11 protein-coding genes are annotated in these 11,684 nt (G+C 60.9%); 6 read left to right on the top strand and 5 right to left on the bottom strand.

Annotation, left to right across the window (positions count from 1 at the left end):
- Positions 1-386 precede the first annotated feature (386 nt).
- Positions 387-905, top strand: coding sequence for a glycine cleavage system protein R (locus tag H8F22_RS15380; protein ID WP_027926687.1), 519 nt, complete (start codon positions 387-389; stop codon positions 903-905).
- 215 nt (positions 906-1,120) lie between these two features.
- Here H8F22_RS15380 and rarD read toward each other — a convergent pair whose 3' ends face one another.
- The 5 genes from rarD to H8F22_RS15355 form a co-directional block, all read right to left on the bottom strand.
- Positions 1,121-2,008, bottom strand: a complete 888-nt coding sequence (rarD, locus tag H8F22_RS15375) for an EamA family transporter RarD (protein WP_027926688.1) — start codon at positions 2,006-2,008, stop codon at positions 1,121-1,123.
- Positions 2,009-2,213: 205 nt separating this feature from the next.
- Complete coding sequence (locus tag H8F22_RS15370; protein ID WP_059182055.1) at positions 2,214-3,188, bottom strand: serine/threonine protein kinase; 975 nt, start codon at positions 3,186-3,188, stop codon at positions 2,214-2,216.
- 118 nt (positions 3,189-3,306) lie between these two features.
- Complete coding sequence (locus H8F22_RS15365; RefSeq protein ID WP_194940421.1) at positions 3,307-5,208, bottom strand: PhoX family protein; 1,902 nt, start codon at positions 5,206-5,208, stop codon at positions 3,307-3,309.
- 57 nt (positions 5,209-5,265) lie between these two features.
- Positions 5,266-6,030 (bottom strand): TOBE domain-containing protein, encoded by a 765-nt coding sequence (locus H8F22_RS15360; RefSeq protein ID WP_194940420.1) that lies wholly within the window; start codon positions 6,028-6,030, stop codon positions 5,266-5,268.
- 184 nt (positions 6,031-6,214) lie between these two features.
- On the bottom strand, positions 6,215-6,955 hold the full coding sequence (locus tag H8F22_RS15355) for a ComF family protein (RefSeq protein ID WP_027926692.1): 741 nt from the start codon (positions 6,953-6,955) through the stop codon (positions 6,215-6,217).
- Positions 6,956-7,047: 92 nt separating this feature from the next.
- Between H8F22_RS15355 and bioB the strand changes: the two genes are divergently transcribed.
- From bioB to bioD, 5 genes are all read left to right on the top strand, one after another.
- Positions 7,048-8,103 (top strand): biotin synthase BioB, encoded by a 1,056-nt coding sequence (gene bioB / locus H8F22_RS15350; protein ID WP_010467114.1) that lies wholly within the window; start codon positions 7,048-7,050, stop codon positions 8,101-8,103.
- A 174-nt stretch (positions 8,104-8,277) separates the two neighbouring features.
- Complete coding sequence (gene bioF / locus H8F22_RS15345) at positions 8,278-9,456, top strand: 8-amino-7-oxononanoate synthase (RefSeq protein WP_027926694.1); 1,179 nt, start codon at positions 8,278-8,280, stop codon at positions 9,454-9,456.
- Complete coding sequence (locus tag H8F22_RS15340) at positions 9,449-10,180, top strand: alpha/beta fold hydrolase (RefSeq protein ID WP_194940419.1); 732 nt, start codon at positions 9,449-9,451, stop codon at positions 10,178-10,180. Before bioF ends, H8F22_RS15340 begins: the two co-directional genes overlap by 8 nt.
- Positions 10,173-10,985 (top strand): malonyl-ACP O-methyltransferase BioC, encoded by an 813-nt coding sequence (bioC, locus tag H8F22_RS15335; protein WP_027926696.1) that lies wholly within the window; start codon positions 10,173-10,175, stop codon positions 10,983-10,985. Before H8F22_RS15340 ends, bioC begins: the two co-directional genes overlap by 8 nt.
- On the top strand, positions 10,982-11,662 hold the full coding sequence (bioD, locus tag H8F22_RS15330) for a dethiobiotin synthase (protein ID WP_027926697.1): 681 nt from the start codon (positions 10,982-10,984) through the stop codon (positions 11,660-11,662). Before bioC ends, bioD begins: the two co-directional genes overlap by 4 nt.
- Positions 11,663-11,684: the final 22 nt, after the last annotated feature.

Genomic DNA, 11,684 nt, shown 5'->3' with positions numbered 1-11,684 from the left:
ACAGGGCTTTTCAGGGTTGCGAGTGTGCCGGTGGCAGACATCGATCCAACGTTATGTAGTGCGCGCTGCGGCATACTACATGATGAATTGCGCTTGTGAAAATTAGACTAATTACGTCGTTCTGCGACCCCATGACGCATTGCAGTCATGTCGGGGAACGGGATGTTCTCAAAAAACCATTGGATTGTTCCAGTTAAATATAAAAAGTTGTACACGATTTGTTGTTGGCAGGATCTTCAGCGGCGCTCCCATCGCGAGCAGGCTCACTCCTACAGGATCGCGCAAGACGTTGTAGGCGTGAGCCTGCTCGCGATGGCGTCAGACGAATCAACGCAGTATCAGCCCTTGCCTATACTTCTGTTTCTATAACAAAAGAGGGCTGCGCCATGGACCACCTCGTACTCACAGTGTTTGCTCCGGACAAGGCTGGGCAGGTCGAGCGCATCGCCCAGTGCATTGCCGAACACGGCGGCAACTGGCTGGAAAGCCGTATGTCGCGCATGGCCGGGCAGTTCGCCGGGATTCTTCGGGTGGGGGTGCCGGCCGAGGCCTACGATGAATTGGTCGATGCCCTGCAGGCGCTGTCCGCCCAAGGCATACGCGTATTGATTGCCGAAAGCGGCATCGAACAATCCTGCACCTGGAAGCCGATTGCGATGGAGTTGGTGGGCAACGATCGTCCGGGGATCGTGCGTGACATCACCCGTCTACTCAGCGAGCAGGGTGTGAACCTGGAAAGATTGGTCACAGAAGTGCGCCCGGCGCCGATGAGCAGCGAGCCGCTGTTCCACGCTGAAGCAATCCTCGCCGTGCCACTGACCTTGTCGCTGGACGTATTGCAGTCGCGCCTGGAAACCCTGGCGGACGATTTGATGGTCGAACTGGTGCTGCGCAGTGAACCGTGAAAGGGTTATCCAAGTTAAACGTGCACCTGCCTGTGGATAACCTGTAGAGACAGCCCGCCAGCCCACGCCGGCCGGGCTTCTTCAGGATCTGATCAAAAAACCATCAGTTTCAACAAGTTGCGCACAAACAGCGGGGATCACGCTGTGGATAACCTTGGGAAGAATCGATGCAGGCCACGGAAGACGTGGTCTGTAGAGGTTTGTGTGTTTTTTGATCAGCTGCGACGACGCAAACTTATCCACGCATCAACGCTGTACACCGCCAGGCCTGCCCAAATAAAGATGAACGCAACCAGCGTGCTGGACGACAGCTTTTCGCCAAACAGCAGTACGGCTTGCAACAGCACCAACGTCGGCGCCGTGTACTGGAGGAATCCCAAAGTTGTGTAGGGTATATGCCGTGCGGCGGCGTTGAAACAGATCAGCGGCACCAGCGTGACCGGGCCGGCGGCCACCAGCCACCAGGCTTCGGAGGTGGTCCAGAACTCGGGTTGCGCGCTGGCCGCCGTCGGGTTGAACAGCAGCCAAGCGACCGCAATCGGCACCAGCATCCAGGTTTCCACTACCAGACCGGGCAGCGCTTTGACCGGTGCCTGTTTACGGATCAATCCATAGAATCCAAACGTCAGCGCCAGCACCAGCGACACCCACGGCAGGCTGCCGACTTGCCACACCTGTTGCGCCACGCCGACCGCCGCCAGACCCACCGCCAGCCATTGCATGCGCCGCAGGCGTTCGCCAAGGATCAACATCCCCAGCAACACGTTCACCAGCGGGTTGATGTAGTAACCGAGGCTGGCCTCAAGCATCCGCCCGTTGTTCACCGACCACACGTAAGTCAGCCAGTTGGCCGCGATCAGCGTGCCGCTCAAGGCCAGGATCCCCAGGCGTTTCGGGTTGTCGCGCAACTCGCGCCACCAGCCGGGATGTTTCCAGACCATCAGCAACAAGGCGCCGAACAACGCGGACCACAACACGCGATGGATGATGATCTCCACGGCGGGTACATTGGCGATGGCTTTGAAATAGAGCGGGAACAATCCCCAGATGATGTAGGCGCTCAGGCCCAGAATGTACCCGCGACGCGGGTTGGCAGCTTGCATGCAGAATCCTTGCTTAGGCAGCTAACAAAGAAGGGATTGTAAGGAGATTTGTCTAAGAATGTCCTGCCTGAATAGGTTGGGCAATTGTGAACACAGTCCTGTAGGAGTGAGCCTGCTCGCGATAGCGGTGTGTCAGCCACTGATGTGCTGAATATTTCGCCGCCATCGCGATAAGGCTCACTCCCACAGGTGGGAACTGTGCGAGTCAGAAAAGTTTGAGGGGTTCTTCGTTCAGGGCTGCAAGTTGCTCACGCAACGCCAACACCTGGTCACCCCAATACCGCTCGCTGCCGAACCACGGAAAACTGTGCGGGAACGCCGGGTCGTCCCAGCGGCGGGCGAGCCAGGCGCTGTAGTGCATCAGGCGCAAGGCGCGCAGCGGTTCGATCAACGCCAGTTCCCGCGGATCGAAATCGTGAAACTCGTTGTAGCCGTCCATCAATTCCGACAATTGGCCGAGGCACTCCTGGCGGTCACCGGCGAGCATCATCCAGATGTCCTGCACCGCCGGGCCCATGCGGCAGTCATCGAGGTCGACGATGTGGAACATTTCGTCACGGCACATCATGTTGCCGGGGTGGCAATCGCCGTGCACGCGGATGTTCTGGTGCGGCGTGGCCTTGTAGACCTCTTCCACTCGCTTGAGCAGATCGCGGGCCACGGACTCGTAGGCGGGCAACAAACTCTTGGGGACAAAATTGCCTTCGAGCAAGGTGGTCAGCGAATCGTGACCGAAGTTCTTCACGCCCAGCGCTTCACGGTGCTCGAACGGTTTGGTGGAGCCCACGGCGTGAAGGCGACCGAGCAACTGACCCAGGCGATAGAGTTGATCGAGATTGCCCGGCTCTGGCGCACGGCCACCGCGGCGCGGGAACAGGGTGAAACGAAAGCCCTTGTGTTCGTGCAGGCTGGCGCCGTTGTGAATCATCGGCGCCACCACTGGCACGTCGCACTCGGCGAGTTCGAAGGTGAACTGGTGCTCTTCGAGAATCGCTTCGTTGGTCCAGCGCTGCGGGCGGTAGAACTTGGCGATCAGCGGTTCGGAGTCTTCGATGCCGACTTGATAGACGCGGTTCTCGTAGCTGTTGAGCGCCAGAATGCGCGCGTCGCTGAGAAAGCCGATGCTTTCGACGGCATCGAGCACGAGGTCTGGGGTGAGGGTTGCAAACGGGTGGGCCATGCTGACTCCTGCGCGCAGCAGGCTGCCGCGTCCGGCCAAGCATGGTAGCGCAGACCGGGCTTCTTTAGGGGGATCGTTCCCACGCGAGCGTGGGAACGATCCTTAGGGGGGACGTTGATCAGGCGCCGACGACCCCGCCATCTTCACGGGAAATCGCCATCACCGAAGACCGCGGTTTGCCATTCGGCAGATGCTCCGGGAATGTCGACCCCCCGTTCTCCCCCGGGTGCTGAATCCCGACAAACAACGTCTTCTGGTCTGGCGAGAAACTGATCCCCGTCACTTCGCAACCAATCGGCCCGACCATGAACCGGCGAATCTCCCCGGTCACCGGGTCGGCACATAGCATCTGGTTGTTGCCCATCCCGGCGAAATCACCGGCATTGCTCGAGTCGCCGTCAGTGAGAATCCACAACCGCCCGGCCTTGTCGAAACCCAAGCCATCCGGGCTGTTGAACATGTTCTGCGGCGTGATGTTCGACGAGCCACCCTTCGGCGTGCCGGCGTGGACGCCCGGGTTGCCGGCGACCACAAACAGGTCCCAGGCAAAGCTTTTCGAGCCATGATCATCGCGGTCGGTGCGCCAGCGCAGGATCTGCCCGTAGACGTTTTTCTCGCGCGGGTTTGGCCCGCCCACCGGTTGGCCATCCTCACCGCGCTTGGCGTTGTTGGTCAGGGTGCAATAAACGTGGCCGTCCTTGGGGCTGACCACAATCCATTCCGGGCGGTCCATGCGCGTGGCTTTCACCACGCTGGCAGCGAGACGTGCATGGATCAGCACTTCGGCCTGATCAGCAAAACCGCTGCTGGCGTCGATGCCGTTTTTGCCGTGGGTCAGCTCCACCCACTCACCTTTGCCTTTCGGGTGATCGGCATTGCCGTCGCCGGCATCGAAGCGCGCCACGTACAAGGTGCCGTGGTCGAGCAGGTCGCGGTTGGCCTTGGGGTTTTTGTGGTTGATCTTGTCGCGGCTGACGAACTTGTAGATGAACTCGCCGCGCTCGTCGTCGCCCATGTACACCACGGCGTGGCCGTCATGGGTTTCTGCCAGGGCGGCGTTTTCATGCTTGAAGCGGCCCAGGGCCGTGCGCTTGACCGGGGTTGATTGCGGGTCGAACGGGTCGATTTCCACCACCCAGCCGTGACGGTTGAGTTCGTTCGGGTTTTTCGCCAGGTCGAAACGTTCGTCGTGCTGGTGCCAGTTGATCTCTTTACTGGCCGCCACCGCGCCGTAGCGTTTTTGCGCCGCGTCGAATTTTTGTTCGGCATTGCTGCTGCCGAAGCAGTCGGTGAAGTTCTCTTCGCAGGTCAGGTACGTGCCCCATGGCGTCTTGCCGTTGGCGCAATTCTGGAAGGTGCCGAGGACATTTTTGCCATGCGGGTCAGCGCTGGTTTTCACCCGTTCATGGCCAGCAGCCGGGCCACTCAGGCTGATCGGAGCGTTGCCGTGAATACGACGGTTGTAGCGCGAGCCCTGGACGAACTGCCACTGGCCGTTCTTGCGCTGCACTTCGATCACCGACACGCCTTCGCAGGCCAGTGCCTTGCGCACTTCTTCGGCCGACTGCGGCATGCCGCCATGTGCGTAGAGGTAGCGATAGTTGGTGTATTCGTTGTTGATTGCCATCAGCGCCCGGTCTTTTTCACCGGGAAATTCGAACAGGCTCATGCCGTCGTTGTTGTCACCGAACTGGACTTCCTGATGCTCGGCCGTGCCGTTGCCACTCGGGTCGAAGGCCGGACCGTTTTTTTGCAGAGGCTGGCCCCAGCTGATCAACACCGAGGACTTGTAGCCGGCCGGCAAGGTAATGGCGTCGCTGGTGGCGGCGGGGATGCTGTCGAAACCCAACAGTTTGCTGGTGCCGGCGCTGACACTCGCGGCCATGACGCTGCGGCTCAGCAGGTTGCCCCCGAGGAACATGGCGGCACCGCAAAGGGCGCCGGCGCTGATGAAACCGCGACGGCTGAGGCCGACCATTTTTTCGAGGTCGGTGGACTGGTTTTCTTCTAATAGGCTCACATCAGGCTCCCTGCGGTTTTTGCAGTCACCTTAGTGAGCGGACATGACGCTTTTGTTTCAGAGCGGAGTACCCAACAGGACGTTGGAGGGTAAAAACTGCACCAGCACCGGTTTGTCAGTGGTCAGCCCTTGGGTTCGCAAGTGCAGTGGCTCGGCCAAGGCGCACAGCGTCTGGCCATTGGGCAGGCTGATGCGCACTTCGCTGGGCCCGTCTTCGGCGTCGAGAATTTCTTCGATAATGCCCTTGAGGCAATTGTTGCCGGGTGTTGCGTGTTGCTCGATAGCCAGCACGTCCAGCCAACCGGCCTTGATCAGGGCGACGACCTCGGTGCCGGTTTCCAGCTCCAGGCGCAGGGTGCTGTCGTGGGTGATCTGCGTATCAATATTCAAGCCTTCGGCCAGTTCGAGCCGGATCCGGTCGTTGCGCCCCTGAGCTTCGATCTCGACAACCCGGCCGTGCAATTGATTGCGCGCGCTGGTTCTGAGCATCAGGCGGCCGAGCAGGTCCAGATCGCTGGCATCTTCGGCGGCCTCCAGCACCTGGGCCTGGAGGACTTGCAGCTTTTGATAAAGGCGCAACACGCGCAAGCCTTCGCTGGAAAGTTTGGCACCACCGCCACCCTTGCCGCCGACGCTGCGCTCCACCAACGGCTTCTGCGCCAGGTTGTTCAGCTCGTCGATGGCGTCCCATGCTGCCTTGTAGCTCAGGCCCGCGCTTTTAGCGGCGCGGGTGATCGAGCCTTGTTCGGCGATGTGTTGCAGCAACGCGATGCGCTGCGGACGACGGACAATGTGCTGGGACAACAACGTAGGCAAGGACATGGCGAGGCGCTTTGGCTGTGACAATTGAGAAGACGTTGGCCGCTTGCAACTCGGTAGTCAAGTCAGGTCGCAATCCCTGTAGGAGTGAGCCTGCTCGCGATGGCGGTTGGACGTTCACCATTGATGACGCCTGACTCACCGCTATCGCGAGCAGGCGCACTCCTACAGGTTTTGTGTTCGCGGGTTAAGCCGTGTCGCCCGGTTTGGGTGTGCGGGCCAGGCAGTAGACGTCAACCCGCGCCGCCCCTGCGTCCATCAGCAGCCGGGCGAGGGCTTGTGCGGTGGCGCCGGTGGTCAGCACGTCGTCCACCAACGCCAAATGGCGCCCCTTGATCTGCGCGCCGGGTGTCAGGGCGAACGCGTTGCACAGGTTCTTCTTGCGGGCCTCGGCATTCAAATCCTGCTGTGCGCTGGTGTCTTGAATCCTCAACAGCAGCGTTTCGTCGCAAGGAATGTCCAGATGGCCGCCGAGCCAGCGGGCGAGCATCGCGGCTTGATTGAAACCCCGTTGGCGCAGTCGTTTAGCGGCCAGCGGCACCGGAACCAGTGCGTCGGGCCGATTCAGGTCTTCGTCGAAGCGATGTTGCAGGTATTGCGCGAGAAGATCGGCGAGCAGGCGGCCAAATGGCCATTTTGCCGAATGCTTGAAGCGCGTGATCAGCGTGTCCAGCGGAAAGCTGTACGACCACGGCGCGGCGACTCGCTCGAAAGCGGGTGGCTGTTTCAGGCACTGACCGCAGGTCAAGCCTGTGCCGGGCAAGGGCAGGGCGCAGGTCTGGCAGTGGTCGCCCAGCCAGGGCAACTCCGTTTCGCAGGCCATGCAGATCGGAGTCTGCTCCTCGGCCGGTTCAGCACAGAGCAAACAGTGCTGTATGTTTTTTAACCAGATGTAAACCGGTCCATCGTATCGTGGTTGACAGCGCATGAGTCTTCCTTAAATATGCCGAACATCCGTGTCGCGTCTGTGGGTATTCCATCCCCCAGCCGCTTGCCAAGCATAAAACAAAGGAAACGCCCATGAGCGCCAGCACCTCTGCAACCCTGCGTCATGACTGGTCTTTGGCCGAAGTCAAAGCACTCTTCGTTCAGCCATTCAACGACCTGTTGTTCCAGGCACAGACGGTGCACCGCGCGCATTTCGACGCCAATCGCGTCCAGGTTTCCACGCTGCTCTCGATCAAGACCGGCGCCTGCCCGGAAGATTGCAAATATTGCCCACAGTCCGGTCACTACAACACCGGCCTGGAAAAAGAAAAACTGATGGAAGTGCAGAAAGTCCTCGAAGAGGCTGCTCGCGCCAAGGCCATCGGCTCGACCCGTTTCTGCATGGGCGCGGCGTGGAAACACCCGTCGGCCAAAGACATGCCGTACGTGCTGGAAATGGTCAAAGGCGTGAAGGCCATGGGCCTGGAAACCTGCATGACCCTTGGTCGCCTGGATCAGGACCAGACCGTTGCGCTGGCCGACGCCGGCCTCGACTACTACAACCACAACCTCGATACGTCGCCTGAGTTCTACGGCAGCATCATCACCACCCGCACCTACAGCGAGCGCCTGCAAACCCTGGCTTACGTGCGTGAATCGGGGATGAAGATCTGCTCCGGCGGCATCCTCGGCATGGGCGAGTCCCTCGATGACCGCGCCAACCTGCTGATCCAGTTGGCCAACCTGCCGGAGCATCCGGAATCGGTGCCGATCAACATGCTGGTGAAAGTTGCTGGCACGCCGCTGGAAAATGCCGAAGACATCGATCCGTTCGACTTCATCCGCATGCTCGCCGTTGCCCGCATCCTGATGCCGCAATCCCACGTACGCCTGTCCGCCGGCCGCGAAGCGATGAACGAACAGATGCAGGCCCTGGCGTTCTTCGCTGGCGCGAATTCGATTTTCTACGGCGAAAAACTGCTGACCACCGCCAACCCGCAGGCTGACAAGGACATGCAACTGTTCTCGCGCCTGGGGATTCTGCCGGAAGCGCGCGAAGAGCACGCGGACGAGGTGCATCAGGCTGCGATTGAGCAGGCGCTGGTTGAGCAGAAGAGCAGCGAGCAGTTCTATAACGCGGCTGTTTGAAGCCTCCACCGATTCCTCTGAAGGAATGCAAAACACTGTGGGAGCGAGCTTGCTCGCAATGGCGCCAGGTCAGTCGACATCAATGTTGAATGCGGCACCGCAATTGCGAGCAAGCTTGCTCCCACAGGGACCGCATTCACTTTTATACATGTGAACTGACCGCCCGAGGCCTGCATGTCTTTCGATCTCGCCGCACGCCTTGCTGCCCGTCGTGCCGAAAATCTCTACCGCCAGCGCCCGCTGCTCGACAGCCCTCAAGGCCCTGAAGTGGTGGTCGATGGCCAACCATTGCTCGCGTTCTGCAACAACGATTACCTGGGCCTGGCCAATCACCCGCAAGTGATCGAAGCCTGGCGCGCCGGTGCGGCTCGCTGGGGCGTGGGTGGCGGGGCGTCGCACTTGGTCATCGGTCACAGCACCCCGCACCATGAACTGGAAGAAGCCCTGGCTGATCTGACCGGACGCCCGCGTGCGTTGCTGTTCACCACCGGTTACATGGCCAATCTCGGCGCGGTCACCGCGCTGGTCGGGCAGGGCGATACGGTGCTCGAAGACCGGCTCAATCATGCTTCGTTACTGGATGCCGGTCTGCTGTCCGGCGCGCGCTTCAACCGCTACCTGCACAACGACGCGGACAGCCTGGCCAAACGCCTGGAGAAAGCCACCGGCAATACGCTGGTGGTCACCGACGGCGTGTTCAGCATGGACGGCGACATTGCCGACCTGCCGGCACTGGCGCGCGAAGCCAAGGCCAAAGGCGCCTGGCTGATGGTCGATGACGCTCACGGGTTTGGTCCGTTGGGTGCCAATGGCGGAGGGATCGTCGAGCATTTCGGTCTCAGTCAGGAAGACGTACCGGTGTTGGTCGGTACGCTGGGCAAGGCGTTCGGTACCGCTGGGGCTTTTGTCGCGGGCAGCGAAGAGTTGATCGAAAGCCTGATCCAGTTCGCCCGACCCTACATTTACACCACCAGCCAGCCACCGGCGCTGGCTTGCGCGACACTGAAAAGCCTCGAACTGCTGCGCACCGAACATTGGCGACGTGAGCATCTGAAAACGTTGATCCGCCAGTTCCGCCAAGGCGCCGAGCAAATCGGCCTGGAGCTGATGGACAGTTTCACGCCGATCCAGCCGATCATGATCGGCGATGCCGGGCGTGCGGTTCGACTGTCGCAGATGTTGCGTGAGCGCGGCTTGATGGTGACCGCGATCCGTCCGCCGACCGTGCCCACCGGCAGCGCCCGCTTGCGGGTGACGCTGACCGCCGCGCATAGCGAAGACCAGGTGCAACTATTGTTAGATGGACTGGCCGATTGTTTTGCCCAGCTGAAACCGGAGCCAAGCCATGCGTGATCGATTGATTCTGTTGCCCGGTTGGGGCCTCGGGATTTCGCCATTGGAACCGTTGGCGGCGGCCTTGCAGGGGTTGGATGAACACCTGCGCGTCGAGATCGAGCCGCTGCCGGAACTGGAGTCGAGCGATCTGGAAGAGTGGCTCGATGAACTCGATGCGACAGTGCCTCAGGATGCCTGGCTCGGCGGCTGGTCCTTGGGCGGCATGCTGGCGGCCGAATTGGCGGCACGTCGTGGTGATCGTTGCTGCGGCTTGCTGACCCTGGCGAGTAATCCTTCGTTTGTCGCCCATGAGCAATGGCCGAGCGCGATGCCCGGCGAGACGTTCGATGCCTTCCTGGCTGGCTGCAAGGCTGATCCGCGCATGACGTTGAAACGGTTTTCGTTGCTGTGCGCACAAGGGGCCGTAGACTCGCGTGGCCTGTCGCGGTTATTGCTCGCTGGCGCGCCAAACGCTTCTGCATCGATATTGATGAGGGGGCTGGAAGTCCTCGCACAACTGGATACCCGTCAAGCTTTGCAGGCGTTTCGCGGCCCTCAACTGCACTTGTTCGCCGGCCTCGACGGCCTGGTCCCGGCCGAAGCGGCGGGGGACTTGCTGGCGCTGCTGCCGGATGTCGAAATCGGTCTGATTGAACAGGCCGGCCACGCGTTTCTTCTGGAAGACCCTCACGGTGTGGCGGGGGCGATTCAGGCCTTTTTGCATGAGTCCGGTGATGACTGATTTATCCCTTCACAACCTGTCCGGCGGATTGCCCGACAAGCGCCAGGTGGCGGCCTCTTTTTCCCGTGCCGCGGCGAGTTATGACAGCGTGGCCGAGTTGCAACGTGATGTCGGCAGCCAGTTGTTGAGTCGCTTGCCCGCGGATTTTGTCCCGGGTCGCTGGCTCGACCTGGGCTGCGGCACCGGCTATTTCAGTCGGGCGCTGGGTGAGCGTTTTCCGGCCAGTCACGGCGTCGCACTCGACATCGCCGAAGGCATGCTCAATCACGCCCGGCCGTTGGGGGGGGCCTCCCACTTCATCGCAGGTGATGCGGAACGCTTGCCGCTGCAGGATTCGACCTGTGACCTGATCTTCTCCAGTCTTGCCGTGCAGTGGTGCGCGGACTTCGGCTCGGTGCTGAGCGAAGCGCAGCGTGTGCTGAAACCGGGCGGGATTTTCGCGTTTGCTAGTCTTTGTGTAGGGACGTTGTTTGAGCTGCGTGACAGTTGGCGTCAGGTCGATGGCATGGTCCACGTCAATCGGTTCCGCGAGTTGGGTGTTTATCAGCAACTGTGTGCGGCCAGCGGCTTGAAAACCGTCAGCCTGCAAACCCGTCCTCATGTGTTGCATTACCCGGATGTGCGCAGCCTGACCCATGAACTCAAGGCATTGGGTGCGCACAACCTGAACCCTGGGCGGCCGGGTGGTTTGACTGGCCGGGCGCGGATCCTCGGTTTGATCGAGGCGTATGAGCAGTTTCGTCAGGCCGAAGGTTTGCCGGCGACTTATCAGGTGGTCTATGCCGTGTTGGAGAAGCCTTTATGAGCGCAGCCTATTTCATCACCGGCACTGACACCGATGTCGGCAAGACCACCGTGGCCGCCGGCTTGTTGCATGCCGCACGGTCGGCAGGCTTGAGCACGGCGGCTGGCAAGCCGGTTGCCTCGGGCTGCGACGTGACGTCCAAGGGGTTACGCAACGCCGATGCGCTGGCGCTGTTGGCCGAGTGCTCGTTGCCGTTGACGTATGCACAGGTCAACCCGGTGGCGTTCGAGCCAGCCATCGCGCCGCACCTGGCCGCGCGCGAAGCTGGCGTGGCGCTGACGGTGCAATCGCTGTTGACGCCCATGCGCGCGATTCTCGACATGCAGGCGGATTTCACCCTGATTGAAGGGGCGGGCGGCTGGCGTGTGCCGTTGGCGGATCAGGACAATTTGTCTGACCTGGCGATGGCGCTGGGTTTGCCGGTCATTCTGGTGGTCGGTGTGCGCCTGGGTTGCATCAATCATGCGCTGTTGACGGCCGAGGCGATTGCCCAGGATGGATTGCAGCTGGCGGGTTGGGTGGCCAATATCATTGATCCCAAAACCTCGCGGCTGGAGGAGAACCTCGCGACACTCGCCGAGCGAATCCCCGCGCCGTGCCTTGGGCGGGTGCCGAAACTCAAGGCGGTCACCGCTGAATCCGTGGCGGAGCATTTGCAGCTGGATTTGCTGGACTAGGTTTTAGCTATCACAAGGCACA

The sequence above is a fragment of the Pseudomonas mucoides genome, assembly GCF_015461845.1.
Classification (GTDB): Bacteria; Pseudomonadota; Gammaproteobacteria; order Pseudomonadales; family Pseudomonadaceae; genus Aquipseudomonas; species Aquipseudomonas mucoides.
The sequence above is the reverse complement of the archived record's forward strand: the minus strand, read 5'-3'. Positions and strand labels throughout refer to the sequence as shown.

Coding starts and splice junctions, on each gene's coding strand:
- H8F22_RS15370 (WP_059182055.1), bottom strand. CDS start 3,188: ATGGCCCACCCGTTTGCAACCCTCACCCCAGACCTCGTGCTCGATGCC.
- bioF (WP_027926694.1), top strand. CDS start 8,278: ATGTCTTTCGATCTCGCCGCACGCCTTGCTGCCCGTCGTGCCGAAAAT.
- H8F22_RS15340 (WP_194940419.1), top strand. CDS start 9,449: ATGCGTGATCGATTGATTCTGTTGCCCGGTTGGGGCCTCGGGATTTCG.
- H8F22_RS15380 (WP_027926687.1), top strand. CDS start 387: ATGGACCACCTCGTACTCACAGTGTTTGCTCCGGACAAGGCTGGGCAG.
- bioD (WP_027926697.1), top strand. CDS start 10,982: ATGAGCGCAGCCTATTTCATCACCGGCACTGACACCGATGTCGGCAAG.
- H8F22_RS15360 (WP_194940420.1), bottom strand. CDS start 6,030: ATGTCCTTGCCTACGTTGTTGTCCCAGCACATTGTCCGTCGTCCGCAG.
- H8F22_RS15355 (WP_027926692.1), bottom strand. CDS start 6,955: ATGCGCTGTCAACCACGATACGATGGACCGGTTTACATCTGGTTAAAA.
- bioB (WP_010467114.1), top strand. CDS start 7,048: ATGAGCGCCAGCACCTCTGCAACCCTGCGTCATGACTGGTCTTTGGCC.
- bioC (WP_027926696.1), top strand. CDS start 10,173: ATGACTGATTTATCCCTTCACAACCTGTCCGGCGGATTGCCCGACAAG.
- rarD (WP_027926688.1), bottom strand. CDS start 2,008: ATGCAAGCTGCCAACCCGCGTCGCGGGTACATTCTGGGCCTGAGCGCC.